This is a genomic window from Flavobacterium sp. J372 (assembly GCF_024699965.1).
Taxonomy (GTDB): Bacteria; Bacteroidota; Bacteroidia; order Flavobacteriales; family Flavobacteriaceae; genus Flavobacterium.
In genome coordinates, this window is record NZ_JAJOMZ010000004.1 from 2,171,224 (window position 1) to 2,197,607 (window position 26,384).

At 49.1% G+C, this 26,384-nt stretch carries 24 protein-coding genes and 2 pseudogenes; 11 read left to right on the forward strand and 15 right to left on the reverse strand.

Features of this window, described 5'->3' with window-relative positions:
- Nucleotides 1-42: 42 nt before the first annotated feature.
- The 4 genes from LRS05_RS10730 to LRS05_RS10745 all read left to right on the forward strand — a co-directional run bounded on the left by LRS05_RS10730 (nucleotide 43) and on the right by LRS05_RS10745 (nucleotide 1,234).
- Nucleotides 43-378: a hypothetical protein gene (locus LRS05_RS10730; RefSeq protein WP_257868330.1), complete on the forward strand. Its 336-nt coding sequence runs from the start codon at nucleotides 43-45 to the stop codon at nucleotides 376-378.
- Between the two features lie 69 nt (nucleotides 379-447).
- Nucleotides 448-573: a hypothetical protein gene (locus tag LRS05_RS10735; protein ID WP_257868331.1), complete on the forward strand. Its 126-nt coding sequence runs from the start codon at nucleotides 448-450 to the stop codon at nucleotides 571-573.
- Entirely contained in the window at nucleotides 540-770 is a 231-nt protein-coding gene (locus LRS05_RS10740; RefSeq protein WP_257868332.1) for a hypothetical protein, read from the forward strand. The genes LRS05_RS10735 and LRS05_RS10740 overlap by 34 nt, the downstream gene beginning before the upstream one ends.
- A gap of 44 nt (nucleotides 771-814) precedes the next feature.
- Nucleotides 815-1,234: a hypothetical protein gene (locus LRS05_RS10745; RefSeq protein ID WP_257868333.1), complete on the forward strand. Its 420-nt coding sequence runs from the start codon at nucleotides 815-817 to the stop codon at nucleotides 1,232-1,234.
- A 67-nt stretch (nucleotides 1,235-1,301) separates the two neighbouring features.
- Here the strand turns inward: LRS05_RS10745 and LRS05_RS10750 are convergent, their stop codons facing one another.
- The 11 genes and pseudogenes from LRS05_RS10750 to LRS05_RS10810 all read right to left on the reverse strand — a co-directional run bounded on the left by LRS05_RS10750 (nucleotide 1,302) and on the right by LRS05_RS10810 (nucleotide 10,906).
- A complete protein-coding gene (locus tag LRS05_RS10750) occupies nucleotides 1,302-1,652 on the reverse strand; it encodes a hypothetical protein (RefSeq protein ID WP_257868334.1) in 351 nt (116 codons plus the stop codon).
- A 28-nt stretch (nucleotides 1,653-1,680) separates the two neighbouring features.
- The gene (locus LRS05_RS10755) at nucleotides 1,681-2,268 is read right to left on the reverse strand and encodes an arsenic resistance protein (protein ID WP_257868335.1); all 588 of its coding nucleotides are present in this window, start codon (nucleotides 2,266-2,268) and stop codon (nucleotides 1,681-1,683) included.
- Between the two features lie 42 nt (nucleotides 2,269-2,310).
- The gene (locus LRS05_RS17315) at nucleotides 2,311-4,071 is read right to left on the reverse strand and encodes an aminotransferase class V-fold PLP-dependent enzyme (RefSeq protein WP_308224892.1); all 1,761 of its coding nucleotides are present in this window, start codon (nucleotides 4,069-4,071) and stop codon (nucleotides 2,311-2,313) included.
- Nucleotides 4,072-4,134: 63 nt separating this feature from the next.
- Entirely contained in the window at nucleotides 4,135-4,800 is a 666-nt protein-coding gene (locus LRS05_RS10770; RefSeq protein ID WP_257868336.1) for a metalloregulator ArsR/SmtB family transcription factor, read from the reverse strand.
- 51 nt (nucleotides 4,801-4,851) lie between these two features.
- A complete protein-coding gene (locus LRS05_RS10775; protein ID WP_257868337.1) occupies nucleotides 4,852-6,246 on the reverse strand; it encodes a rhodanese-like domain-containing protein in 1,395 nt (464 codons plus the stop codon).
- A gap of 245 nt (nucleotides 6,247-6,491) precedes the next feature.
- On the reverse strand, nucleotides 6,492-6,848 hold the full coding sequence (locus LRS05_RS10780; RefSeq protein ID WP_257868338.1) for a heavy-metal-associated domain-containing protein: 357 nt from the start codon (nucleotides 6,846-6,848) through the stop codon (nucleotides 6,492-6,494).
- Between the two features lie 64 nt (nucleotides 6,849-6,912).
- A pseudogene (locus LRS05_RS10790) lies at nucleotides 6,913-8,864 on the reverse strand (heavy metal translocating P-type ATPase).
- Nucleotides 8,865-8,979: 115 nt separating this feature from the next.
- Entirely contained in the window at nucleotides 8,980-9,297 is a 318-nt protein-coding gene (locus tag LRS05_RS10795; RefSeq protein WP_257868340.1) for a hypothetical protein, read from the reverse strand.
- A gap of 106 nt (nucleotides 9,298-9,403) precedes the next feature.
- Nucleotides 9,404-9,811 carry a hypothetical protein gene (locus tag LRS05_RS10800; RefSeq protein WP_257868341.1) on the reverse strand — a complete coding sequence of 136 codons (408 nt, stop codon included), beginning with the start codon at nucleotides 9,809-9,811 and terminating at the stop codon, nucleotides 9,404-9,406.
- 16 nt (nucleotides 9,812-9,827) lie between these two features.
- Complete coding sequence (locus LRS05_RS10805) at nucleotides 9,828-10,589, reverse strand: glycosyltransferase family 9 protein (RefSeq protein WP_257868342.1); 762 nt, start codon at nucleotides 10,587-10,589, stop codon at nucleotides 9,828-9,830.
- Nucleotides 10,550-10,906 (reverse strand): hypothetical protein, encoded by a 357-nt coding sequence (locus tag LRS05_RS10810; RefSeq protein ID WP_257868343.1) that lies wholly within the window; start codon nucleotides 10,904-10,906, stop codon nucleotides 10,550-10,552. Before LRS05_RS10810 ends, LRS05_RS10805 begins: the two co-directional genes overlap by 40 nt.
- A gap of 121 nt (nucleotides 10,907-11,027) precedes the next feature.
- Between LRS05_RS10810 and LRS05_RS10815 the strand changes: the two genes are divergently transcribed.
- The 4 genes and pseudogenes from LRS05_RS10815 (at nucleotide 11,028) to LRS05_RS10830 (ending at nucleotide 15,454) form a co-directional block, all read left to right on the forward strand.
- A complete protein-coding gene (locus tag LRS05_RS10815) occupies nucleotides 11,028-11,450 on the forward strand; it encodes a hypothetical protein (RefSeq protein ID WP_257868344.1) in 423 nt (140 codons plus the stop codon).
- A gap of 129 nt (nucleotides 11,451-11,579) precedes the next feature.
- Nucleotides 11,580-12,431: a hypothetical protein gene (locus tag LRS05_RS10820; protein WP_257868345.1), complete on the forward strand. Its 852-nt coding sequence runs from the start codon at nucleotides 11,580-11,582 to the stop codon at nucleotides 12,429-12,431.
- A 1-nt stretch (nucleotide 12,432) separates the two neighbouring features.
- Nucleotides 12,433-14,496 (forward strand): TonB-dependent siderophore receptor, encoded by a 2,064-nt coding sequence (locus LRS05_RS10825; protein WP_257868346.1) that lies wholly within the window; start codon nucleotides 12,433-12,435, stop codon nucleotides 14,494-14,496.
- Between the two features lie 84 nt (nucleotides 14,497-14,580).
- Nucleotides 14,581-15,454: pseudogene (locus LRS05_RS10830) on the forward strand (bestrophin family protein).
- Between the two features lie 664 nt (nucleotides 15,455-16,118).
- Here LRS05_RS10830 and LRS05_RS10835 read toward each other — a convergent pair.
- The 4 genes from LRS05_RS10835 to LRS05_RS10850 all read right to left on the reverse strand — a co-directional run bounded on the left by LRS05_RS10835 (nucleotide 16,119) and on the right by LRS05_RS10850 (nucleotide 24,231).
- Nucleotides 16,119-18,104, reverse strand: a complete 1,986-nt coding sequence (locus LRS05_RS10835) for a heavy metal translocating P-type ATPase (protein ID WP_257868347.1) — start codon at nucleotides 18,102-18,104, stop codon at nucleotides 16,119-16,121.
- A 17-nt stretch (nucleotides 18,105-18,121) separates the two neighbouring features.
- Nucleotides 18,122-19,456 carry an efflux RND transporter periplasmic adaptor subunit gene (locus tag LRS05_RS10840; protein WP_257868348.1) on the reverse strand — a complete coding sequence of 445 codons (1,335 nt, stop codon included), beginning with the start codon at nucleotides 19,454-19,456 and terminating at the stop codon, nucleotides 18,122-18,124.
- 9 nt (nucleotides 19,457-19,465) lie between these two features.
- The gene (locus tag LRS05_RS10845; RefSeq protein ID WP_257868349.1) at nucleotides 19,466-23,812 is read right to left on the reverse strand and encodes a CusA/CzcA family heavy metal efflux RND transporter; all 4,347 of its coding nucleotides are present in this window, start codon (nucleotides 23,810-23,812) and stop codon (nucleotides 19,466-19,468) included.
- Nucleotides 23,813-23,892: 80 nt separating this feature from the next.
- Entirely contained in the window at nucleotides 23,893-24,231 is a 339-nt protein-coding gene (locus LRS05_RS10850; RefSeq protein WP_257866462.1) for a DUF6660 family protein, read from the reverse strand.
- Between the two features lie 201 nt (nucleotides 24,232-24,432).
- Here LRS05_RS10850 and LRS05_RS10855 point away from each other — a divergent pair, with 201 nt between their 5' ends.
- From LRS05_RS10855 to LRS05_RS10865, 3 genes are read left to right on the forward strand one after another with little or no spacing between them, the layout of a single operon-like run.
- Complete coding sequence (locus tag LRS05_RS10855) at nucleotides 24,433-25,110, forward strand: response regulator transcription factor (RefSeq protein WP_257868350.1); 678 nt, start codon at nucleotides 24,433-24,435, stop codon at nucleotides 25,108-25,110.
- Nucleotides 25,103-25,873 (forward strand): hypothetical protein, encoded by a 771-nt coding sequence (locus LRS05_RS10860; RefSeq protein ID WP_257868351.1) that lies wholly within the window; start codon nucleotides 25,103-25,105, stop codon nucleotides 25,871-25,873. The genes LRS05_RS10855 and LRS05_RS10860 overlap by 8 nt, the downstream gene beginning before the upstream one ends.
- A complete protein-coding gene (locus tag LRS05_RS10865) occupies nucleotides 25,857-26,369 on the forward strand; it encodes a HAMP domain-containing sensor histidine kinase (protein ID WP_257868352.1) in 513 nt (170 codons plus the stop codon). Before LRS05_RS10860 ends, LRS05_RS10865 begins: the two co-directional genes overlap by 17 nt.
- The last annotated feature ends 15 nt before the right edge of the window (nucleotides 26,370-26,384 follow it).

A 26,384-nucleotide genomic window follows, 5' to 3' on the forward strand; every position in this document is an offset into this window, starting at 1 on the left:
ATTTAAAAACCAACCAATTGAAAATTACGATATATTTGACACATGAAATTGTTGGCCTGCATCATCAGCATCTACATCCTCAGCCTGGCATTTGCTCCCGCAGCAAAGCTCGTCATGTCGGTGCATGCTGAAAAGTGCGGAGGCAGTTGCTCATCCAAGCCCGAAACGCAAAAAGATGCGGACGGCTGTGCCGAGCAAACCTGCTCGCCGTTTTCATGCTGCCTGAAAACCCTTGTTTTTATAGAAACCTCTTTTTTCTACAGCCAAAAACCATCTCCCGGTTACGACACCGACGACAACTACGTATTGAAATCCCTTTTCGACTCGGGAAGGGTTAAAGGTGTATGGCATCCGCCCAAATTTGCCCGGATAGGATAGCTTTATTGGTACCGGAAGGCTTCCGGCTGCCTTATTACACACTTTTTTTAAATTTAAATACGTATATCTATGAAAAATATCTTCATGGCTGCCCTGATGCTTATAGCCTTCAGTGCTGCAGCCCAGTCACAGGAAAATAAAAAGCAGCCGGAAAAAGGCTCGTGCTGCGCATCGGAAAAAAATCAGAGGCTGTAGCTACTGCCTCCGGGTGTACTGCCTCTACAGTGCACGCCGATGACAGCACGGCAATACCTGCACCGCAGGATAAACCCAAGCCGTCATGTGCTGCGACAGCCACGGTTTCGGGAAATCCTCCGGCAGAAGGCGCGGTTAAGGGATCGTGCAAGGCTGACGCCTCCTGCTGTGGGGCCAAGCCACAGACCAAAGCTTAATTATTCACGGGAGCGCCGGCCGGCGCTCCCAATATCCTTATACAATGAAAGCATTATATATTATACTGCTCGCAGGTACATTCTCCTGCTATTCCCAAAATAAGACAGTTATGGCCACAGATAACCATTCTTCATGCTCACCGGGTTGTGAGGCGAAAAGCAGGGATACCCAGTTGTCCTGCAAATTAACGAGTCCCGAACTGCAAACGCGCAAGGCAACAATCATCGCATCACTGAAAAGCAAGATAAAAGAGCGGAAAGAGCTCAGCAATGGTTTTGCTTACCGGTTTGATGGCAGTGATGCCGTTGTTGATGAGTTGGCGGACTTTATCAAGACAGAGAGGGAATGCTGCGGCTTCTTCACTTTTACGGTTTCAGTCAGTGGCGATAAAAGTGAAGCCTGGATGGAGCTCAAAGGCCCGGACGGCGCTAAGGAGTTTATAAAGGCTGAGCTTGACCTGTAAAAAGACGCACAGTTTTTATAGTTATGGCTGTCCTTCGGGGCAGCCATATTTTTTTCTGTATATCGGTTTATTTCTCCTTTTGCCTTGTCAATATGGGAATGGCTTTGATGTATACCAGTTCTGAAAGTATTTCGATAATGGTCTGTGTCACAATTACCGCAGCCACAATCCTGTTTTCAGGTGCCGGAAGCGAAAGGGCTAACGGAAGCACTACAAGGGAATTCCTCGTTGCGGTGCTGAACGATACCGCGCGGGAACCGTAATAGCCTACCCTGAAAATCATGGATGAAACCTTTCCCAGCAAAGGCGATAGAACGGCATAGGCCAGGTACACCGGCACGGCATCCACAACGGGTGCAGTGTTTTCCTTTAAGGAAGGTACCTGTGACCCGACCACCACGAAAAAGGTCATTGCCATCGCCGGGACGGGTATCCAGCCTGAATAATCAAGAAGCCTTTCCCCCCACCCTGTTCCTTGATTTCGCAGCCAGCTGTGTCAGCACGGATAACGAAAATGGAATCACTATAAGATACAGGAATGATTTAACGAAAGGGGCCAATTCAATGATCTCTATTGTTTCCCTCCCAAGAAAAACAAGCATATAGATGGGCAGCAAGGCCATCTGCAGGGCAAAAAGAAGGGGTGTTGAGGCCAGCACGGATTTGTAGTCCCCTTTGCCCATGTGCGTAAATACTATCACATAATCGATACAGGGGGTTACCAATACCAAAACAATACCTATCGCCACGGTGCTGTCAGGGGAAAATACCGTGACGAGCCCCCATACCAGGAGCGGTACAAGTATAAAGTTGCCAAAAAGCAGGGCTTTAAAGAAGGACCGGTTTTTCAGCGCACCCTTCAGCTCAAGGAAAGGGATCTGGCAGAACATACTGTAAAGCAGGATTCCGATTACCGGCTCAATCCAAGATTCCAGGCCGTGGCTGCCGGGCCAGTATATCCCAACAATGCCGCTTAGGATAAGTACAACAATATATATATAGATCTGTTGCTCTTCAAGCCACTGTTTTGTCATGTTATTTTGAGTTAATGGTTCGAGGCACATGTCCCGGCTGCGTTAGTGCTTCCTGAAAACGCAGAAGGTAAAATTCTGCACTGTATCAAATGGGGTGCGATGGTCTGATGCAAAGCATTCAATTGGCTCGAAACCGTCTTGGAACATCGCTTTCATTGACTTTTCGGAATATTGCCTGATATCTATACCACTACACTTTTTTGGCCCATTCTCTGAAAATGTGCCAAGAATCAACATGCCATCAGGTGCGATTCCTGATAAAGCTGACCTTGTGTAGTTGCTGATGTCGCCCCCGGCTGTCAAAAAATGGAATGCGGCGCGGTCATGCCATATGTCGTATTTCCTTTCAGGGAGAAAATTAGCAGCATCTGATACAATCCATTTTACCTTATCGGCTTTTTCTCCAAGCCTTTCTTTTGCCCTTGCTATGGCTGCCTCAGAAATATCCAGTACCGTAATATCGGTATAGCCAAGGTTTAGCAGGTGGTCGGATAAGAAGCTGTCTCCCCCGCCCATATCAATGATGGCCGCATCTTTTGATGCAGCATACTTGGTGATCATTTCAAGTGAGGTTTCCGGTACAGGCTGGTACCAGCTTACCGATTCAAGTGATTTTGTAGTATATATATTTTCCCAATGTTCTTTTGTACTGGCTTTTTCTTCCATGTTTTTGTTGTTTTGTAGTGCACCAAGACACGTTTTTATATGATCAATAGCTTCTTCTATTTCCTTTTCGGAGGTATAAAGTCCCAAACTGAAACGGATGGCTGTAGAGGCAACTTCTGTTGATTTACCCATTTGCAGCAATACCGAAGATGGTGTCGCATCCCCGCTATGGCAGGCAGCTCCCGTAGAACAGGCGATCTTGGATTGCAATCCTTCAATAAGCCTGCCCATATCTAATCCCGGAAAACTGATGTTAAGCGTATTGCAAAGCTTTTCTGTAACATGCCCATTGTAGACCGCATCAGGATAGGCATCCTTAATGGCATTATGTAATTTTTCTGTAAGGGCGGTAATACCCCCAGCCTTGGCCAAGGCTGTATCAGCTGCCAGCTCACAGGCTTTGCCTAAAGCCACGATGTAAGGAACATTCTCAGTTCCTGCCCTTAATCCGTATTCGTGGCTCGCACCATGTATTAAAGACTCCAAGTTTACACCCTCTTTCACGATGAGCGCTCCAATGCCTTTAGGTGCGTATATTTTATGTCCCACAATCGTCATCAGGTCAACGCCTAACTCCTGAAAAGAAACCCTCATCTTACCTATCGCCTGCGCTGCATCAGTATGCATCAAAATTCCATTTTGGTGGGCTATCGTAGCGATTCCCTTTACAGGCTGTACTGTTCCGGTTTCATTATTAGCCAGCATTACGCTGATTAATATGGTATCATCCCGAAGGGCAGCGGTTACATCAGCCGGGTTGATCCTACCCTGCCCGTCAACCGGAATAACTGAGATGTCGTAGCCTTCTTTTTCAAGGTATGCGGCAGGTAATGAGATTGCCGGGTGCTCTACTGCAGATATTATGATGTGTTTTCCTTTATAGCGAAGGGCATGGGCGATTCCTTTAAGGGCCAGATTATTGCCCTCGCTACCGGTAGCTGTAAATATGATCTTGGCTCCCTCGGCATCCAATGACTGCGCAACAGCACGCCTTGCAGCAGCAATTGCAGATTTGGTCTTTTCTCCCAGTGCATGGACACTCGATGGATTTCCATAATGCTGCGAAAGATAAGGCAGCATGGCTTTCAGCACTTCAGGTGCAACGGGTGTCGTGGCATTGTAATCGAGATATATCATGTGTAGGTCTATAATTTTTAAGATAAAATATAAGCGTGTGGAATAAAAAAATCCTCTCTATTACTAAACAGCCTTCTCCACGGGATAACCTTTAGACATCCAGTCAGGAAAGCCCTCAGAAAGCCTGTTGGCCTTATATCCATACTCCGTAAGTATTTTAACAGCCTGATCGGCATATATGCAAAACGGTCCACGGCAATAGGCTATAATTTCACTTTCTTTAGACAACTCCCTGATACGCTTAATTATTTTATCGTAAGGCATCGAAAGCGCGGAATGGATATGCCCACGATTAAATTCAGCTTCCGGGCGTACATCCAGCACCAAAACTTGATTTTTACCAATTTTTTCAAGCAAATCTTCGGCAGATATTGGTGCAAGATTGTGAAAGTTCGACCTGAAATCTTTTACCAATCCTTCAATTTCCGTGTTGTTTTCCATACCTAACTCCCTAAGCGAGCGCCAGGCTGCAAAGACCTTTTCATTACGCAGGTGGTAAAAGATAAAATTTCCGTCCTTGCTGGTTTCGACCAGCTGTGCCTTTTTAAGCACCTGCAGATGCTGCGAGGCATTGGCAACGCTCATGCCGGTATAGTCTGCAATGACCTCAACGGAAAATGGGCCCTGAGCCAAAAGATCGACTATCTCCAAACGATGCGGGTTGGCAAGGGCTTTGGAAATCTTAGCTAACTCCTGATATACTGCATCCTTAAATTCTCTCTTATTCATTTCTGATTTCAAACTATTGTAATCCAATCCTAAAAACTTAACCTAAAAGGATTAGTGTTTCTGCGGGCTTTCCGTTATATCTTTAATGTCACCCAGATAAACCCTAACATCTTTATAACCATATTTTTTCAGTATGGAATAAGCCATTGCTGCGCGCGTACCACTTTTACAGTGCACAATTATCGCCTTATCTGTTTTAATCTGTGCAAGATTGTCCTCAAGTGAGGCAAGGGCTATATTTTCTGCTCCTTTTACATGCCCTGTGTTGAACTCCGAGGATGTCCTGACATCAATGACTTTGGTTTTGGTCCCAACTGCCTTCAGCAAATCGTCACGCCCGGCGATTGAAAATTTTTCTAATTTTTGACCTTGCGCATTTACATCGGTTATGTAACCATACATATTGTCCATTCCGATTCGCATTAGTTTACGTGTCAGGTCTTCAATTTCATCTTTATCAGCGATAAGAACATATTGCTGCTCATAATCCAATAGCCAGCCCATAAATGTCGAAAAAGATTTGCTTCCCTCGATATGAAGGCTTCCCGGTATATACCCGTTAGCCACAACTTCTTTTTTTCGCGTATCAATAATGATTAAGCCGTTTCTTTGCGCCTCACTGAATTCTTCTTTCGAAAGTTCATAGTACTTAGGAACTTCCACCAGAAGGCTGCGTGGCTCTCTGTTCCATTGCTTCATGACTGCAAAATACTTAGGTGGCTCTGGCTGGCCATCCAGTATATATTTTACAAAACCTTTTTCATCGTTGTGGAATTGGAAAGCTTTGTTAGTCGCTTTCTCAATTTTTAATGTGGATTGCGGAACACTGCTTAAAGACTTTCCGCAAAATGACCCTGCTCCATGTCCCGGCCAAATCTCCAACTCATCCGGCAATTTAGAAAAGCGCTGTAAAGACGCATACAAGGATTTAGCGCCTTTATCCTGAGACCCGATCTGGCCCGCTACTTTCTCAAGAAGATCAGGACGGCCTACATCACCCACAAAAACGAAATCCCCTGTAAAGGCTTTTTGCGGTTTATCAGAAACCGACTGGTCCATTAGGAGAAACGTAAGGCTCTCGGGAGTATGCCCGGGAGTATGCATAACGGTAAGAACTATTTCTCCCATTGATATCTTGTCTCCATCTTTAAGCGGTGAATGCGGAAATTCATAGGCCCAATTGCTGTCCGTTTCTCCGGATAACAATAATTCAGCTCCGGTTGCAGATACAAGTTCACGTGTGCCGCTAAGGAAATCCGCATGAATATGGGTTTCAGTGACTTTAGTAATTCTAAAATTATGCTTTCTGGCTATTTCTAAATAGGTATCAATATCACGCTTAGGATCAATTACAATAGCTTCCTTAGTCTGCAGATTAGCTATCAGATAACTTGTTTGTGCAAGGCTTTCGTCAAAAACACGTTCAACAAAAGCAGTCTGTGCCATGGACTTGGGGGTTGTGCCGAAAAAGGTAAAAAACAGGATAACTGCTGAAAATCTTATGGAACTCACGATATTTTTATTTGGATTCATAACTATGTTATATTATCAAGTTGCTAATATAAATAAAAACCGTAATCTATTCAATGTTTTTATTGAATAGATTACGGTCAAAATTTAAAAAAACTTTGGCTGGCTGATCCGAAATAGTTCTAAATAAAAAACTCTCATCAGTGATGAGAGTTTTAAGATTACTTTTTGCAGCAACCGTCGAGGTTTTTGTAGCCTGCCGGGTCTGCTTTCACGTCATCGGCATCATAGCCTAACTTGCTGATTGCAGTCTTTACTTTGCCAAGGTCCGTCTTCTTTGTATTGTAGGTAACCTTTATGGTCATCTTTTCCTCATCCAGGACTACCATCTGTACTCCCGGCTCTTTCAAAAGCTTTTGGTTGAAAAGCTGGCCGCAGGTCTCGCACACTTTACAGTGGTCGCAATAGATTGTCGTCTTAATTGTGGCGGTCTGGATTTTTTTCTCCTGTGCAGAAACATTTGTTGAGAAAAGCATTACCGTAAAGGCAATAAGGAATGTTTTAAAAATTGTTTTCATAATTAGATAATTGTTAAGCAAACATAATGATTTTTTATAATAATTTAAATAAACAGGGATGTCACTATTGCCGAGCCAGGCGTGTGCCCTGTATACGGACGGCATTGAGTATGGCCAGCAGCGCAACACCCACATCGGCTATTACAGCCTCCCAAAGGTTTGCCATTCCGGCTGTACCCAAAATCAGCACCAGGGCCTTTATGCCGATTGCAAGGCAGATATTCTGCCAGACGATCCTTTTGGTCAGCCTCCCGATCCTGATGGCGGAGTCTATTTTCGTAAGCCGGTCATTCTGTATCACGATATCGGCGGTCTCGATTGCTGCATCGCTGCCAAGCCCTCCCATGGCGATGCCGGTATCAGCAAGGGCGAGTACAGGGGCATCGTTTATGCCGTCTCCCACGAACGCCAGTTTCCTGCCTGAGGATTTCAGCTGTTCCAGCTTACTGACCTTGTCTTCCGGCAGCAGGTCACCGTAGGCATTGTCAATGCCCAGTTGCCGGGCTACCCTGTCTACGACAGCCTGTTTGTCTCCTGATAATATGGCTGTCGCAATGCCTTTTTATGCAGGGCTTTTATAACCGCTGCAGCGTCATCCCGGATTACGTCAGCTATCGTGATGTGCCCCGCGAATTCGCCGTCAATGGCGACCAGTACCGTTGTTTCTGTAACCTCGTCCAGCGCTGGCGGGTAAGGCACTGAATGGCTCCTGAGCAGCTTCGCATTTCCTGCCAAAACCTCTTTGCCCCCAATAGTACCTTTGAGTCCCAATCCTGGCAGCTCCCCGACATCGGCAGGCCCAGGAAAGGGAGCAATCCCATTACCGGAAGCGTACTCTACGATGGCTTTCGCCACGGGGTGGGCTGAATGCTGCTCAAGGGCACAAACGGCCCGGAGCAACGTATTTTCGTCCAACGTATAGGCATGGATCTCACGCACTTCGAAAACACCTTTGGTAAGTGTGCCGGTCTTGTCGAAGACCACGGCCTGCACCTCGCTTATCGCATCAAGGAAGCCAGCGCCCTTAAATAAGATGCCGTTGCGTGATGCAAGCCCTATGCCCCCGAAATAGCCCAATGGTATGGAAACCACCAGTGCGCAGGGGCAGCTGATCACTAAAAAGACCAGCGACCTGTAGGCCCATTCCCGGAAAACGTAGCCCTCGACAAACAGCGCGGGAACAAGGCAGACCAGCACTGCAAGCGCGAAGATAACCGGGGTGTACACCCTGGCGAAGCGGCTGATGAAAAGCTGTGTCCTTGATTTCCGCACCGTGGCCTCCTCCACCATCTTCAGTATGGCACTCAGCTTGCTGTCGTTATACATAGCGGTTACGGTTATAGCACAGACTTTATGCATATTGATCATCCCGGCCAGCACTGTTTCGCCCTCATACTTGGTATCAGGCTTGCTTTCTCCTGTAAGCGCTGCAGTATTAAATGCAGCACCTGAGGATGACAGGGTACCGTCGAGGCCCACCTTCTCGCCTGCTTTCACTATGATGGTTTCACCTATCCGGACCTCAGAAGGATGTACTTGCATGGTAGTGTCTGCCCGTAAGACCGTGACTACATCCGGCCGTGCGTCCAAAAGGGCGGCGATGCTCCGCTTTGCACGCCCTACAGCGGCATCCTGGAACCATTCTCCAATGGAATAAAAGACCATCACGGCAACCCCTTCACTGTAAGAGCCCAGAACGAACGCGCCGATAGTGGCAATGCTCATAAGGAAAAACTCATTGAAGAAATCCAGCCTCAATGCCTTACGCCAGGCGAGAAGAAGCACATTGTTTCCTGACAGCAGGTAGGCTGTTAGGTACAGGAACAGGTCCAGCGGGAATTGGACTGCCCGGGAGAAGACAGACTCTAGGACAATCAGTGCCAAAAGGATTGCCAGACCCGCCAGCAGCGGCCATCGTCTTTGCAGGGCACCGGGTACAGCTGTACCCTGTGCCTGCGGATTTGGGGCAGCGGCGGAACATCCGCCACCGTTGCCCTGGCAACATGTATCGCTCATAATAATAAACTGGTATTAATAAAGATATCCCCCGGAAGGTTTACCGGGTGGGGTTACTGCACCAGCATCAGGGCACAGGGAAAGATTCCTGCGGCCACGGCTGACCATACTTAAATCAGCTAACGCGGGGAGGCTGCCAGATAGACGATTGTGCGTTCCGCACAATCTGGCACTGGAGCGGATACGAATTCACCTGTTCCTCATGGCTGGGAGGCGGGAATTCAAAAGTTTGCGGTGCGGTGGCAAAAAAACCGCCGCAGCCGTTGCAGAAAGAATACTGAAGGCAGTCACTGCATCCATCATCTGCCTGGCTGCTGCAGCCGTGGTCATCGCTATGGTGCTCCGTATGCGAAAGGGCATCGGAAATGGCACAGCAAGGCAGCGCCGTGGCAGCCAGCATGGAAAATGAAAGTATGAACAGCAGTATCCTCAAGCGCAATGAATCTTTAATGCAAGCAAATATACGACTATTTGCAGGCCATTTCAATTCTTTTGCAACTATTGTGCCGAACCCTCCGCGCCCAAACCTTCCGTTGTTTTTAATGGCTATGCCCGCGCTTTTTCTTCCTGCTGTGGGACGAGTTGGGGAACGTCACCGAAAGCCGCTCCCCTTCTACATCCAGTATGATCATGCAGTGCTCGAAAGAGGCTGCAGAGGCCGGTATGGTCGTAACGAAATAGCCTTTGTCGCTTTTTACCAAGAAGGCCTTCTCGGATGGTTTCTTTCCAAAAATGAACTCCGCCTCGATGCCCGTATACTGAAGCGATGGTTTCCCCTCTGCTTCAAGCACATAGATAGTCAGCTGGCTGCCCGACTGTACCATCTCAAAGTGATAGCCATTCGACTCTTCCACTATCCCGCCGTGACGGGGTTCATCTTTATGTGCCTGCGCATTTGCTAAACCTGTGGCAAGGCACCATAATGCGAGGGTAATCAATAATCTCATATATCCCGGATTTAAGTTATTTATGGCGATAGTCCTGTACATCCTTTGTCAACAGGTCTGAAATAGCCTGAAATAAGACGTCTTCATCGTTCTTATTTGTATCGAAAGCAAGGCTGCCATTGCCGTAGGGCGCATATTTCTTCGGGTTCGTAACATTGAACAGCCCGATGACAGGGATTCCTGATGCCGATGCCAGGTGCATGATCCCACTGTCGGCACCTATGAAAAGGTGGCAGTTGGCGATTACCGAGGCTAATTCCCGCACCTGGGCGGTATAATAGCAGGGTGCTTTGAAGCCGAGCTGCGAAACATTCTCTACAGGCAGGGCCTCAATTACCGCATGCTCGGGGAATTCAGTCTGGATGCGCCTGTAGATGCGCTCCCAGAATGTGGCGCTGAGTTTCTTTGTGTCTGTGGCGTGCGTGAACAGCGCAATGACCTTTGCATTGCCCCTGGCCAGTTTTCTCACGGTTTCACTGGCCTGATTTAATTCTGTTCCGGTTAGCAGGATATCAGGCATCGGTACCGGATACCGGGTTACCGCTTGATGTTGCGTTGTAGACAGGAAATACCTTAGATTATATACCGGCTTTTTCGCCAGATGCCCATAATCCGGGAGATGGGCAGCCTCTTGCTCCGGCAGGTTGCCGTTGATCCGGAAACGCCCCCTTGCAAATGCTGTCGCCATCCTGCCCGATGAAGAGCCGGGATCGATGTTGATGACCAGATCGTAGGGTTTCAATCGCAACTGCAGCCAGCGATACGTATACAGGTACAATCGGCTGAAATGCTTTTTGGGGAGTGCGATAACCTTGCCGACATTCTCATAATTCCGGAAAACCGCTCCGGCGGTATTCCCTTTACGAAAAGGTCTACCGTAGCGCCGGGCAGCAGGTGGTTTATTTCCCGTACAAGAGGGGTAAGCATCAGTGTATTGCCCAGCCTGTGGTTGGGGCGCACCACCAATATCCGCTCAATTGTGGCAGCATCGAGGCCGGGCGGTGCCGCCTCTACTTCCGAACCCAGGCTTTTGGTGAGCGCACCCAGCAGGGAGCGCTTGTGGCTGTTGGCTTTCCTTAAGAAGTTTTTCATCATAACGCAGCGAATTATTGGATTGGCGGTGTGGTCATGCTCAAGCGGCTAAAGTAACAGCCAAATCTGAAGGAATTCTGTAGCGGGACTATGCGATATCCTTACAAATAATGCTTCTCGAGGCTTGCTGAAAAACCTTTTCTACCGTACCTTTGGCGGGCTAAGATTTGTAATGAGGATACTGCATTGGATACCTGGTTTTATTGTTGCCGTGATGTTCGTGACCATCGCGCAGAATTCAGTGCTCAGCATTTTATATGATGTGGATCCCTCACTTTTCATCGCGACGTTCTGCCGCAATACTGACAGGCCGGAACTCCATTGCAACGGAAAGTGCAGGCTGGCAGAAATGCAGCGCGAAGAGAGCCGGCAGCAGGCCAAAGACCTGCTGAAGCAACTCTCCGAGATACCGCTTTTCATTGCAGCCGGGTTTACAAAATTGCCTGAGCTTCCCCTTATAGTTGCAGTTGACCGCAGGCCGGTTAGCTTCAATCCCCAGGATTATAACTTCCTCTACGCAGACAAATCGATCCGCCCGCCCTGCTAGGAGGGCAACATTCCCAAAACTATACTATTAAATACAGCCTGTACAAACCATACAGCGGCTGCGCAGCATTGTGTTGCGCTTTGGGGCATGGTATGCCCACGGACGATTTATAAACCTCAATATTCTTTAATGAAAACAATACAAAAATTCAGATATATCCTGGCTGTTGTTGCAGCCCTTGCTTTTGGCTCATGTTCTTCGGACGATGGGCAAAGTGCCACCGATCCCCTTCAGGGACTCCGCCTTGCTACTACCCTGTCAAACCAGGCGCATAGCCTCGAACTCTACACCTCCAGCGGTACTTTCGAAACCGGCTACAATGCCGTATACGTTAAGGTTAAGGATAATGATAATGGGACTTATGTAGGCAATGTTCCGCTAAGCTGGAATCCCGTGATGCAGATGTCCGGCATGAGCCATTCCTGCCCCGCCTCAGCAGTTAGCCCGGTAGAAGGCCAATCGGCTGTTTATTCAGGCTACATCGTATTCCAGATGGCCGGGAACGCTATGGAATACTGGACACTTAGCCTTGACTATGAGATTGACGGGACTGCCTACCAGGCATCAGCAGCGATAGATGTAAATCCTTCTGCCAGGAGGCGCGTTGAATCGTTCCAGGGTACAGACGGGAAAAATTATGTCTTAGCCCTGGTGGAACCCTCACAGCCCAGGGTTGCCATAAATGATATGTCAGCAGTGCTGTATACCATGGAAAGCATAATGGATTTTATGCCTGCAGCAGGTTATGCCATCCATATCGACCCAAGGATGCCGGGCATGGGCAACCACACATCTCCCAATAATGAAAGCCTGGTGCCGTCCGTGGGCAGCGATGCTTACAAAGGCAGGCTGAGCCTTACCATGACCGGCTACTGGAAGATAAACCTCCGCCTGGCTGACTCGGCGGGTACGGTAGTTAAGGGAGAGCCGGTTACCGAATCCAACCCCTCAAGCAGCATCTTTTTTGAAATAGAGTTTTAAGATGGAAAATATCCTGAATGCATTTCCCCGCAACGCGTGGGGATTGCTGTGCTGCCTCCAAAAGGGCTGTTTGTTCCTATACCCTTTGGCCATTGGTTTGTGGGCTTCGGGAACTGCCGCACAGGAAAGGGCCGGTTTTCCTGCCGATACCGTCCAGCCTGTCCAACTGCAGGAAGTGATGGTGGTCTCCGGCCGCAGCCCGTCCCAAAAGGCAGATAAGCCCCTGGCAACCATCGACCATTACCTTGCGCAAAGCCTTTCCCTCGATATGGTCCGGCGCGGTACCTATGCGTGGGAGCCGTACCTTAACGGCATGGCTTCCGAGAGAAGCGTGACCACCATAGACGGGATGCGCATCTATGCTGCATGCACCGACAGGATGGACCCGGTTACTTCCTACATTGAGGTGACCAACCTTGAGGAGGCGGTGATCACATCAGGACAGCATGGGGCCACGGGTGGCGCGACGATTGCAGGAGGCCTGGACCTACGGCGGAAAAAAAGCTATTTCGGCGAAAAGGAATTCCGGGGGACTGTCCTGGGTGGGTTTGAATCGAACAACCGGCAAAAGATTGCCGGGGCGGATTTTTCATATCGCAGCCAGAAGCTATATGCCGACATTGACCTGATGTACAGGGATGCGGGCAATTACACTTCTGGAAGCGGCAGAGAGCTGTTGTATTCTCAGTTTACGAAATATAATGTTTCGGCAATTACAGGATATAAGATAAGTGAACACCAGCAGCTGGAGGCTTCGGTGATTTATGACCATGCGGTAGATGTAGGCTACCCGGCGCTTCCCATGGACGTATCCTCGGCAAAGGCTGTGATAGGCTCCATGGTCTATATCCGGCACCATCTTTCGGACGTGGTCCAGCGCTGGGAATCTAAAGTGTACTACAACAGCATCGCGCACATGATGGATGACACCAAACGGCCGGATGTCCCGGTCAGGATGGACATGCCCGGCTGGAGCAGGACGGCAGGGCTGTACTCCGTTATTAATGGAATTTCAGGCAATCATCGCTGGAAAGCCAATGTCAGCGCCCACCACAACAAATCAAGGGCAGAGATGACAATGTTCTCTAATACACCCGCTGAAAACGATATGTTTATGCTGACCTGGCCGGGGGTACAGACCAATTATAGCGATATATCCCTTGAGGATGCCATAATCACGGGCCGGAATACGGATGTGACACTTACCGCCGGTGCCGCCGTACACAACAATATCGTGGCGGAGCGCTTCGGGCTGCAAAGCCTTCAGATATTTTATCCCAGGATGGAAAAAAGCAGAACCAGGATGCTCCCGCGCCTGGCGGCCTCAATCCGGCACAGCCGGGAGGCTTTCAGTTATGTAGCCGGCCTTTCCTACGGAGAGCGGGCACCGGGCGTATCCGAAGGCTATGGCTTTTACCTGTTCAACAGTTTTGACCGCTTCGACTACATTGGCAATCCCCTGATGAAAAATGAGAAATCGGCTGCCATAGATGCCGCTGTGTCGTACGATGCGCCGGGGTTCCGGCTGAAGCTCTCGGGCAACTATTTCCACCTGTTCGATTACATTATCGGCAGGCCGGATGCCAGCCTGAGTGCCATGACAATCGGTGCAGCAGGGGTCAAGGTCTACGGTCAGCTGCCCCAAGCCGGGATAGCGAACCTCTCCGCTGAGATGGGCTATGATTTCAGCGAGCGCTGGAAATCATCTGCATCGGTATCTTACCGCAGGGGCTCAGGAGATGGTGTTGGCGACCTTCCGCTCATGCAGCCATTTGCTTACCGGGCGGGACTGGGATACCTCCTTTCGTCCTTCACAGCCAAACTTGACATCTCAGGGGCGGCAAGCCAGCACCGGTTCAACCCCGCGTTCGGGGAAACCGCACTGCCTGCCTATTGCATCCTGAATGTTGGGGTTACGAAAGCATTCAGTTGGGACAACGGATCGCTTTTGCTCAAAGGAGGCATCGAAAACCTGTTTGATACCGAGTATACCACCTTCGCGGACTGGAACAGGCTGCCAAGGATGGGCAGGAATTTCTTTATCAATATCTCGTATAATTTTTAAAACCTAAAATAAACGGTGAACCTGTGAAAGGTTCACCGTTTATTTGTAATTTACTGCTGCATTTCCCGTAAATAATTATTACTCATGCTACTGAACAAAAAAATTTCAATACTGTATTTCATACGACAGATCAAGTTCCAGATACTCTTCATAGTACTTTTTGCCATTGCCATAGGCTTTGTGGACATGCACCCGTGGCTGAAAGGGGTGACTGTGCCAGTCGGCATCCCTGCGCTTTTGGGTACGGCAGTATCGCTACTGCTGGCCTTCAGGACATCACAGTCCTACGAGCGTTGGTGGGAAGCGAGGATCATTTGGGGTGCCATCGTCAATGACTCACGTACACTGGTGCGACTCTCGCTGCAATTCCTTCCGAAAGAGGAGGCAGGCCAAATGGCACTGCGCCAGGTCATTTGGGTGTATTCCCTTTCGGAATCACTCCGGAGGCAGCCGTTTTCAGGTTTTGTGGTTAGCTATCTGGAAAGAGAAGGGATTAAGGCGACAAACATACCCAATGCGCTGCTCGACAGGCATTCCGAACAGATAAAAGCTGCTACCGGCAAGGGGCAGGTATCGGATTTCGGGCAGATACAGCTCAATGAGATCATAACGCGGTTGTGTGACAGCATGGGACGGTGCGAACGCATCAAGAACACCGTTTTCCCCCGCTCCTATAGTGTATTGCTGCATACGCTGATTTACGTGTTTGCTGCGATGCTACCCTTCGGGCTGGATGATGAGCAGCTTGTGGTGGAGATCATACTGACCATACTTATCCCGATAATCTTCCTATCGATTGAGAAAACGGCCATCATCATGCAGGATCCTTTTGAGAATTCACCGGCGGATACCCCCCATGACCAAATTGTGCCAGACCATAGAGACCAACCTGACAGAAATGTGTGGTATGGAAAAAGTCACCAATACGGTGGAAACTACAGGCTACTACCAGATGTAAGCTGTTAAAAGCTCCGCTATGCTAATGTTCTACGTGCTGACGCAGGTGGGTTATGGCAATAGCAACCTGTAGTACAAGGAAAACGATAAGGAGTATGACCGCAAGCCAGATCAGGCCCATCTTGACCTTCCTCACGAGTTTTGCCTTTCTCCAAAAACTGGTTTTGGGGATGGCTTTTTTATGGTTGCGCTGTGCCATGGGAAGGCATTTTTAGTTAGGTCAAAAAGTAATGCCTACGCTGTGGCAGGGCATTACAGCAGTATATAGATAAAAAAAAGGGATACGAGTACAAGGATAAATATAACAATCCTGTCCCGTGCATCTTTGTATTCACGGACTTTCGCTCCGTAGCGCGATTTGTTGTGGTGGGGCCTCGCGCCTTTTCTGTTACGCTTCATCGGATTTAAGAGGATGGGTTTACGAAAACCGATAGTAAGCTCCCAAGCCTAAGGCCAACACCCAGGTCAACTATTACCTAAACCCTGGCATCTGGTCCTGTTCCGGCAAGGGAGCAGTACTACGGAGTAACAACTAAACTTAAAACATGATTAGGGTCATGGTTTTCTATGGGCAGGCTGCCAACTGCTTTGCCTCCCTGCTACACTATGAAAAACACCTTACTAATTAACCAATCTGCAAGGAGGCAGCAGCCGGACCAACCAACCTACTTATTTTTATACACCAGCAATCGCAGGGCATTGAATACGACAATTAATGTGGAGCCCTCGTGCGCCATTACCGCAGGCCCGATAGAGGCTACCCCTGCAATGGTAAGGGGTATCAGTACGGCCACGACGCCAAGGCTGATCCAGAGGTTCTGCTTTATTATGGCACGCGATTTTCTGCTCAGGCCGATGGCGAAAGGCAGCCCTTCCAGCTTATCGCCCATCAGGGCGATATCCGCGGTCTCCAAAGCGACATCGCTCCCAGCGGCTCCCATGGCGATGCCAACAGTGCTTTTGGCCATAGCCGGGGCATCGTTAACCCCATCGCCTACCATAGCTACCTTGCCATACTGCTTGTCCAGCTTTTCTACGGCAGCGACCTTGTCCTCCGGCATGAGGTTGCCCATGACTTCGGTCACCCCTATCTCTTTGGCTACGGCTTCCCCAACCTGCTGGTTGTCCCCGGTGAGCATGATCATCTGCTTTATGCCGATAGATTTCAGTTTTTCCAGTACGCCTTTGGCTTCCGGCCTGGCCACATCCATCAACGACAATATGCCGATGAATTTACCGTCATACTGTACGATCATCGTAGTGTTCCCTTCCTTTTCCAGTGCCGTCACCTTATCTTCAAGGTCTTTGCCAAGGCCTTTGTCCTTGAAGAGTGCCTTGTTGCCGATGAAGACTTCCTTGCCATCGAACTCGGCGCTAACCCCTTTGCCCACGATTCCCTTCACTTTGGACGCATCGCCCGTGGAGAGGTCGGGATATTTTTCCTGTACCCCTTTTACGATAGCGGCTGCAAGGGGGTGGTCGCTCTGCTTTTCCACCGCCACGGCAATCTGCAGGAAGTGCTGCTCATCGGCATCTTCCCAGGGAATGATATTGGTCAGCTTCGGCTTGCCTTCGGTAAGCGTACCGGTCTTATCAAATGCCACGGCTTCTAGATTGCCCAGGTCTTCAAGGGGCTTGCCCCCTTTTATGAGTACGCCGCCCCTTGCTGCGCGGGCTACCCCGCTGAGTACAGCGCTAGGTGTGGATATGGCTAGGGCACAAGGGCTTGCAGCCACCAGTACCGACATCGCCCTGTAAAAGCTTTTGCTGAACGGCTCATCGATTACCAGGAAAGCAAAGCACAGCACCACTACCAACACAAGTACTGAGGGTACGAATATCTTTTCGAAACGGTCGGTGAAGAGCTGCGTCGGGGACTTCTGCTGCTCCACCTCATTGACCATTTTTATCAGCCTGGATATGGTAGAGTCCTGCGCTTTGCGTATGACCTTTACCTCTAGGGCGGAAGAGCCATTGATGGTACCGGCGAACACGCGGTTCTCCGGCTTGATGCTTTTTTCTTTGCTATAATCTTTCTGCAGGTCGTCAACCGGCTTTTTATCGACCGGAACGCTTTCCCCGGTAATGGGTGCCTGGTTGACGCTTCCCTCGCCTTTTACCACCACACCGTCGGCAGGCACCTTGCTGTTGGGCTTTATGACGATGGTATCGCCAAGTTCAAGCTTTTCGATGGGCAGCTCCTCTTCCCTGCCGTCCCGTTTTACGAGGGCTACAGGAGGTGCCAGGCTCGCAAGGGCCTCAATCGATTTCCGCGCTTTTGCCATGGCGTAATGCTCCAGGGCATGCCCGAGGCTGAACAGGAAGAGCAGGAGTGCGCCTTCGGCCCACTCGCCCAAAATCCCTGCACCCGCGGCTGCCACAAGCATAAGGGAATCGATCTCAAAAACACCTTTCTTTATATTTTCGATTGCTTCCTTAAGGGTAAAGAAGCCACCGAAGAAATAGGCGCCCCAATAAAAGGCATTGCTTACCCAGGAAGGCAGGCCTTCCGAAAAGGAAAGCCCATAGCCTGTACCCAGTAATAGTCCGGAAATAATGGCAAAGTATAATTCTGTATTCGCCCCGAAAATACCTCCGTGCTCATCGTTGTGGCCTTTTTCAGCCTCCAGTTTTTCTTTGTTGCTTTCCATATCTTTATCTTTAAGTTTTAATGCGCGTGTCCTCCGCCGCCCGCGCTCTTGATCAGGTGGCTCTGGATATAATAGGCTCCTTTAAGGACTATTTTTGCATCTTTCGGGATTTCCTGTAGTGGCGTTACCTGCACAAAACCAAGTTGTGAGGTACCTGTCTTCACCTCAATACGCTGGAAATGGAACATATTCCCCTCATCCTCATGTGCGTGCCCGTCGTCATGGGCATGTCCTTCTTTCTCATCGTGAGCATCTTCATGCCCATGCCCGTCACCATGGTCGTGTCCCTCTTTCTCATCATGGCTTTCCTCTTTATGCCCTTCTTCAAGGATGAAGATGTATTCCCTTCCTTCTGCCCTCACAACCGCATCGGCAGGCAGCGCATTTACAGGCTTAGCGCCCACATCGATAAGCGCGTTCACGTACATTCCGGGGATCAGGGACGTTCCTGGGTTCAGGATTTCAGCATGTACGGCTACCGATTTGGTATCGTTCTCGAAAGACTGGCTGATGTTGAATACCCTGCCTTTGATTTCCGTATTATCCTGGTTGGTCAGTACAAAGCGTACGGTCTGTCCCGGCTTTACCTTCCCAAGGTCTTTTTCGTATACCAAAAGGTCCACATGGAGCTTGGAATTGTCAACGATGCTCAATAGCGGCTTGCCCACCTCGGCATTACTGCCAATCTTGATATTGATATTCGTAACACTTCCTGAAATTGGGGCTACAAGCGGCATAGAGCCGGTTGCCGAAGAGCTGCTCAGGTTCATCAGCGAAAGCTGTTTACCTAGAGAGGCAAACCTTGCTTTTTCAGTCTCGTAGTCCGCTTTGGTACGCTGGAAGACCTTTTTGGAATTCACGTTCTCCTCACTAAGGGTCTTCTGCCTCTCGAATTCAAGCTTCAGGAACTCCAGGTTGCTCTTGGAGGTAATATAGGACTCTTGCAGCCTGGCAAATTCCGGGCTCTCTACCGTGGCAAGGACCTGCCCTTTGCGCACCTGCTGCCCTTCGATGACATTGATCCTGCTTACCACACCGGTAACATGCACCGATACATCGGCCTGGTTTTGAGGGGGCAGTTCCGTATAGCCGTTGGCATTTACCACCTCGCTGAGATTCTTTTGGGCGAAGGTTCCCAGCTCAATATTGGCAGCCTTGAACTGCGCTTCATTCAATTCCACTTCTTTTGCAGCCGAGCTGCTTTCTTCTTTTTCCTTTTCCCCCCCGGCATGCTCTTCATGGTTGTGCTCATCTTCGGCTACCGTGTTGCGCAAAAGGAAATAATCAAGGGCAAAAACCGCGGCAAGGCCCAGGATGATATAGATAACGATTTTAAAATTTATTTTTTTCATGGGATGATATTATAGGTTAAGCAGGTACTGAAGGTTGATAACAGCCTGGTTGTAATTATTGATGGCGTCAATGTAATTGATCCTGATGGCAAGGGCCGTCTCCAGTCCCTGCACGTACTCCACGTAGCTGATATCGCCGTTCTGGTACGCTTTGGTGGCATTGCCGGATATGGTATTGGCATTAGGGAGCGCTGTTCCTGTGTAATACTCCAGCATTGAGCGGAAGGTTTCCAGCTGCTTTTTCTCTTGTTCAAAACTGCTTACGAGCTGTGTCCTTGTATAGGCGGCATTGGCCTGTTGGACTTCGATATTGGTTTTGGCTGCCTTAACGCGGGCTGATGAAGCGCCCCAGAAAAGCGGTACGCTGATACCTACCGAGAATCCCTGGAAACGCAATGTGTTATCATAATATGTGCTTACGCCATTAAAATCCTGGTTGCCTGTGAGTGACTGTATGAAGTAACCCGCAGTAAGGTCAGGCATCAACAGGGAACCTTCAGCCCTTCTCTCGGCTTTCGCTACATTCACCTGCTGCTCCGCAAGCAACAGGGTGCTGTTCTGCCTGAGTGCCGTAGAATCCTGCAATGTGGCAAAAACGCTGGCAGTATATTGTTCCGTACCGGAAACTATAACATCGCCATCCAGCTGCAACAGGGCTTTAAGCCGTAGTTTTTCCGCTTCGATAAGCGCATTGTTACGCTTGATCTGCTGCTGTAGTTCCTGCTGCTTGGCCTTGGCTGTCGTATTCTCGAGTGATCCGGTCTCCCCAGTCTGGAACTTCAGTTCGGCCGAGCGGACGAATTGCTGCATAAGCTTGTTCTGCTCCTCCAGCACTTTGTTGAGTTCCATATAGTAGAGCATGGTATTCCAGCTTTGGCGTATCGAATAAGTTACTTCCTGGCGGGTCTGGCTCAGCCTGAGCTCGCCTGCCTTAACGTTCTCCATAAGGACTTTCCGGCGTGCGCCTATCTGGAAAGGGCTGATGGTCTGCGAAACGCTGAGGTTCTTATCCTGTGCACGGGTATTGATCTGCCCGAAGGTACCGTTGAGTTCGGTCTTGGGAAGGTCGAAAGCTGTACCGCGCAACTGCTGTTGGCGCGTTACATCCAGCGTGGATGCCTGTATGGCACCATTATTTTTTACACCTGTGGCGATTGCCTGGTCCAGGGTCATCGGCTGTTGCGCCTGCGATAGGAAGGGTAGCAGCAATAAGGCCACAACAGCTAGTTTTCCTGCGCCTTTCGGAGCACCGCCCTTGATTCCCCTTTCGAAATAATAGTACAATATAGGAAGTACCACAAGCGTAAGGAGCGTGGCAGTGATAAGCCCCCCTATAACCACTGTTGCCAAAGGCTTTTGCACCTCCGCACCTGCTCCGGTGCTGAGTGCCATCGGCAGGAAGCCCAGGGATGCCACTGCTGCTGTAAGCAGTACCGGCCTTAGCCTTACCTTTGTACCTTCCTTGATGCGTTCATAAATATCGTTCATGCCTTCGAGTTTTAGCTGGTTGAAATAAGCTATCAGTACGATGCCGTTTAGCACTGCCACACCAAAGAGGGCAATGAAGCCGACACCGGCCGAAATACTGAACGGCATGCCGCGCAGCCATAGGGCGAATACGCCCCCGATAGCCGAGAGTGGTATCGCGGTGAATATCAGTATGGATTGCTTAACCGACTTGAATGTGAAGTAAAGCAATACGAATATCAGTCCAAGCGCTACAGGCACTGCCACCATCAGGCGCTTGTTGGCCTGCTGAAGGTTTTCGAACTGTCCGCCATAGGTCGTGTAATACCCTGCCGGCAGTTTCAGGCTCTTGTCCAGTTTCGCCTGTATATCCTTGACAACGCTCTGCACGTCACGCCCGCGGACATTGAAGCCTACCACGATGCGGCGGCGGCCTTCCTCACGGCTGATCTGCATCGGGCCGTCCTCAAACTGGATGTCGGCTACCTGCTCCAATGGTATCTGGCTGCCCGAAGGTAATGTGACATAGAGTGATTTGAGGTTGTTTATGTCTTGCCTCTTATCTTCTGCAAGCCTTACCACTAGGTCGAACCGCTTTTCGCCTTCATAGACGGTACCGGCAGCCTCGCCTGCAAAGCCCATCCTGACTACCCTGTTCATATCGCCAACGTTTAATCCATATAACGCCAGCTTGTCTTTGTTGTATTTAACGGTGATTTGCGGAAGCCCGGCCACCCTTTCTGCCCTGGCATCCGTAACGCCCGGTACGCCTTGTATAAGGCCCATCACCTCATCGCCTGCGCTCACAAGGCGGTCAATATCCTCCCCGAATATCTTGATGGCGACATCGCTTCGCACGCCCGTCATAAGCTCGTTCATACGCATCTGTACCGGCTGGGAGAATTCGGTGGTTGCACCCGGGATCTCTTCAAGGGCTTCTTCCATCTTAGCCATAAGCTCTTCTTTAGTTTCAGCCGAAGTCCATTCGTCCTTATCTTTCATGATGATGATCATATCGCCTGCTTCCATCGGCATTGGGTCCGTCGGTATCTCGGCGCTACCTATTTTGGTAACGATCATTTTTATCTCAGGGAATTTCGCGCGCAATATCTGCTCGGCTTTGGTTGTGGCCTCAATCTCCTGCGACAGCGAACTGCCCGAAGAGATGATAAGGTGGGTAGCGATATCGCCCTCGTCAAGTGTAGGGATGAACTCCCCACCCATAGTACTGAATATGTAGAGTGCAATGGCAAATAGCCCTATTGAGGCTGCGATCACTATCTTTTTAGCGTTGAGCGCTGCGTTCAAAAGCGGCCTGTACACCCTGTACGCCGCAGCGATGATCTTATCGCTGATGTTCGGCGTATGCCCTGTGGCTTTTTTAAGCACCAGCGAGCTCATCATTGGTACGTAGGTCAATGACAGTATGAAAGCGCCAAGGATGGCAAACGATACTGTAAGCGCCATAGGGCCGAACATCTTGCCTTCGGTCCCGGTAAGGGCAAGGATCGGTAAATAAACGATAAGGATGATGATCTCACCAAAGGCAGCGCTGCTCCTTATCTTGGATGCTGCGCCATACACCTCTTCGTTCATCTGGTCCTGGGTGAGCTTTGCTTTCTTCTTGACCTCCAGCCTATGGATGATGGCCTCGACAATGATCACGGCACCATCGACAATAATACCGAAGTCAATCGCGCCAAGGCTCATAAGGTTGCCCGATACCCCAAAGAATTTCATCATGCTGATGGCAAACAGGAGCGCGAGCGGGATCACTGAAGCCACGACAAGGCCGGCCCTCCAGTTTCCAAGCAGCAATACCAGTATGAAAATTACGATAAGGGCGCCCTCTATAAGGTTGGTCTGTACTGTACCGATGGCATTGTCAACAAGCTTGGTACGGTCAAGGAAAGGTTCTATGGCAACGCCTTCCGGCAGTGATTTCTTGATCTGCTCGATTTTTTCCTTTACGCGGTCCACCACCTGGCCGCTGTTCTCGCCCTTGAGCATCATAACCATACCGGTTACTTCCTCTCCTTTTCCATCCTTGGTGGTAGCACCGTAACGGATACCACCGCCAATCTGTACTTTGGCAACATCACGTACCAATACCGGTACATTGCCCTTGTTTTTGATGACGATCTTATTGATATCGTCCATACCGCTTACCATACCAATCCCCCTGATGAAGTAGGCATACGGTTTCTTATCGATATAGGCGCCTCCTGTGTTCTCGTTATTGGACTCTAGTGCCGCAAATATCTCAGCGATGGTGACATCCATGGCTTTAAGCCTGTCCGGGTCCACCGCGATTTCGTATTGCTTAAGCGAGCCGCCCAGGGTATTCACCTCAGCTACACCTGGCGTACCAATGAGCTGCGGCTTGATGATCCAGTCCTGTATGGTACGCAGCTGTGTCGCGTCAAATTTCTTCTCGTACCCTTTTTTCGGGAAAACTACATATTGGTAAATTTCCCCTAATCCAGTACTGATTGGGGCCATCTCGGGCGTACCGAGGTTTTTAGGAATAACATTCTCGGCTTCTTTGAGGCGTTCCGATATTTGTGCCCTGGCCCAGTACAGGTCGGTATCCTCTTCGAATACGACCGTTACCACGCTGAGGCCGAAACGGCTCACCGAACGCAGCTCCACAATTTCAGGGATCGGCTTAACGGATTGCTCAATGGGATAGGTTATGAATTGCTCAACATCCTGGGTGGCCAGCGATGGCGATGTTGTAATGATTTGCACCTGATTGTTCGTGATATCAGGCAGGGCATCAATAGGCAGGTTCGAAAGCGAATACGCGCCTGTAATTATTAATGCTATGGTGAAAAGACCAATAATGAATTTATTATTGATACTAAAATGAATGACTTTATCTAACATTTGATGTCAATTAATATAATGTATGAGTGACAGGCATGGCTTATGGCCATGCAATTCCTACCGGCTCATCGCCGGCAACATTATACTAACTGGGGCGGTTGCCAGATGGCACCGTAAAAGTCGGATTTGAAGGAGGTATAGAAATTTGATATTTCTGTAGTCGTGTTTTCAGTATCGAAGAACTGGATGTCAAGTGCAGGATGCACTACTATTGCTATTACGCAGCTGCTGCAAATGCAGAACGGCGTACAGATTTCCATCTGGTGATGGTCATCGTCATTGTCCTTCTCTTTACCATGGCCGGATTGCTCAATAGCGATGCTGCCGTTGCTTGCATGCGCTTCGCTGCAAGGCAACGCCATCAGCACTATAAGATAGACTGAAAAGCTGTATAATAGTATTTGCTTAATCCTGTTCACTTTAACAAATATACATTTTTTTCGATTACGGGATAAAATTTAATGGCCATTTGAAAATAATCCATCACGGCAGGCGTATCTTTTTTTTGCAGACAAAGTAAGGGAGCAAATTTGAAGGAATTCTGTAGCGATAGGCAGAATTCGAAAAAAATATAATCGTGGCACAGATTTCCTTCAAAATTTAAACCTAACTTGGTTGTCATGAAAATACTGATCATCGAAGACGAACCCGAAATTGCGGAAGGCATCAGGCAATACCTGCTGGCGCATGATGTCCAGTGCGAGACCGCCAGGGCTTTTGCTGAGGCTACCGAAAAGATAAGCCTATACAGCTACGACTGCATACTCCTTGACCTGAACCTCCCGGGCGGCAGCGGTTTCGACATCTTGAAAGAGATCAAGGACATGGAGAAGGACGACGGGGTGATCATCGTCTCGGCGCAGGAAACGCTTGATAGCAGGATAACGGGCTTTGACCTTGGGGCGGATGACTACGTGACCAAGCCTTTCCATCTCTCTGAACTCTATGCCCGCATCCTGGCGCTCATCCGCCGTAAGAATTTTGGTGGGAGCAACACCGTTACCTATAATGAGATAACCATCGACTTACGCCAAAAGACGGTTAGGGTAAACCAAACAATGCTGGATATGACCAAGAAGGAGATAGATCTCCTGCTGTACCTTATTGGCAATGGGAACCGAATACTTTCAAAAAGCGCCATAGCCGAGCACCTCTCGGGCGATATGGCCGATATGCTGGAAAGCCATGACTTTGTCTATACGCATATAAAAAACCTGAAAAAGAAGATTTCGCAGGCCGGCGGCGGGGAATATATAAAGACCATATACGGTATGGGCTATAAATGGGAAAATGAGTAAAAAACTATTGATAAAAACCAGGCAGGGCTACCTCGCCTTCTCTGTTGTTGTGCTGCTGCTCGCAGCACCGGCTTTCTATTACCTGAGCCAGTGGCTGCACCTCTACCAGACCGACAGGGTATTGCAACTCCATAAGGATGCCTTTTCCAGGCTCGACCTCGACACGTTCTCAGATGAAGACCTCGTAGTATGGAACAAATACAATCATGACGTAAAGATCCTGAGGGGCGGGGGCCTGTCAAAAGATACTGTCTTTACCACGACAATTTTTGACTCCTTATCCGGGCATCATGAATTGTATAGGGAGATGCGCGCACCCCTTACCATCAATAATAAGCCCTATACCTATATTGAGCGGAACCACCTTGCCGAAATGCAGGATATGGTCTATGGGGTAGCCTTTATTTTTATAGTGGTTATAGGGATATTGCTTATCGGCATTACCCTGTTTTCCAACAGGTGGGCCAAAAAGCTTTGGACCCCTTTCTATGATACGCTGAAGCAGATACAAAGCTTTGACATCGACAAGAGCAGGGAACCGAGGTTCATACCCACGGGCACTGAAGAATTTGATTACCTCAACAACAGTATCGGGAAGCTGATCGAGAAAAACACCGCAATTTACAGGAACCAGAAAGAGTTCATTGAGAATGCCGCGCACGAACTCCAGACCCCCCCTCACGGTTATCCAGACCAAGCTGGAATCCTTATTCCAGTCGGCCGAGCAATCCGAACACCAGGCGGTATTGATCGAATCCATTAATGGCGACCTTTCGCGCCTGCACCGGCTGAGCAAAAACCTGATGCTGCTCTCCAGCATGGAGAATGAGGCGTATGCTAACAAACAGGCTTTCCCGGTTTCACAATACCTAACTAAAAATATAGAATTCTTTACTACACAGGCAGAATCAAAGGATATTGAGATAACGCTGGAAATCAGGGAAGACCATATCGTCCATGCCAACCCTGCTCTGCTGGAAATCCTGGTGAACAACCTTTTTGCCAATGCCATACGGCACACAGCTGCAGGAGGTATTATCATTACAGAACTGTCGGGTGTTGAGCTTAAATTCTCAAACACCGGCACTGCAAGCCTTGACCAGTCGCGGCTTTACAACCGCTTTTCGAAGTCGGAAAGTGCAGGCAAAGGCAACGGCCTTGGATTGTCCATCGTAAAAAAGATCATTGAGATAAATAATTGGGAAATCGAATATGGATTTTTAGGCGAAATGCATCATTTTACCGTAAAATTCAGGTAAATATACATCGCTACA

Coding starts and splice junctions, on each gene's coding strand:
- LRS05_RS10730 (WP_257868330.1), top strand. CDS start 43: ATGAAATTGTTGGCCTGCATCATCAGCATCTACATCCTCAGCCTGGCA.
- LRS05_RS10735 (WP_257868331.1), top strand. CDS start 448: ATGAAAAATATCTTCATGGCTGCCCTGATGCTTATAGCCTTCAGTGCT.
- LRS05_RS10745 (WP_257868333.1), top strand. CDS start 815: ATGAAAGCATTATATATTATACTGCTCGCAGGTACATTCTCCTGCTAT.
- LRS05_RS10750 (WP_257868334.1), bottom strand. CDS start 1,652: ATGGCAATGACCTTTTTCGTGGTGGTCGGGTCACAGGTACCTTCCTTA.
- LRS05_RS10755 (WP_257868335.1), bottom strand. CDS start 2,268: ATGACAAAACAGTGGCTTGAAGAGCAACAGATCTATATATATATTGTT.
- LRS05_RS17315 (WP_308224892.1), bottom strand. CDS start 4,071: ATGATATATCTCGATTACAATGCCACGACACCCGTTGCACCTGAAGTG.
- LRS05_RS10770 (WP_257868336.1), bottom strand. CDS start 4,800: ATGAATAAGAGAGAATTTAAGGATGCAGTATATCAGGAGTTAGCTAAG.
- LRS05_RS10775 (WP_257868337.1), bottom strand. CDS start 6,246: ATGGCACAGACTGCTTTTGTTGAACGTGTTTTTGACGAAAGCCTTGCA.
- LRS05_RS10780 (WP_257868338.1), bottom strand. CDS start 6,848: ATGAAAACAATTTTTAAAACATTCCTTATTGCCTTTACGGTAATGCTT.
- LRS05_RS10800 (WP_257868341.1), bottom strand. CDS start 9,811: ATGAGATTATTGATTACCCTCGCATTATGGTGCCTTGCCACAGGTTTA.
- LRS05_RS10810 (WP_257868343.1), bottom strand. CDS start 10,906: ATGATGAAAAACTTCTTAAGGAAAGCCAACAGCCACAAGCGCTCCCTG.
- LRS05_RS10820 (WP_257868345.1), top strand. CDS start 11,580: ATGAAAACAATACAAAAATTCAGATATATCCTGGCTGTTGTTGCAGCC.
- LRS05_RS10825 (WP_257868346.1), top strand. CDS start 12,433: ATGGAAAATATCCTGAATGCATTTCCCCGCAACGCGTGGGGATTGCTG.
- LRS05_RS10835 (WP_257868347.1), bottom strand. CDS start 18,104: ATGGAAAGCAACAAAGAAAAACTGGAGGCTGAAAAAGGCCACAACGAT.
- LRS05_RS10840 (WP_257868348.1), bottom strand. CDS start 19,456: ATGAAAAAAATAAATTTTAAAATCGTTATCTATATCATCCTGGGCCTT.
- LRS05_RS10845 (WP_257868349.1), bottom strand. CDS start 23,812: ATGTTAGATAAAGTCATTCATTTTAGTATCAATAATAAATTCATTATT.
- LRS05_RS10855 (WP_257868350.1), top strand. CDS start 24,433: ATGAAAATACTGATCATCGAAGACGAACCCGAAATTGCGGAAGGCATC.
- LRS05_RS10860 (WP_257868351.1), top strand. CDS start 25,103: ATGAGTAAAAAACTATTGATAAAAACCAGGCAGGGCTACCTCGCCTTC.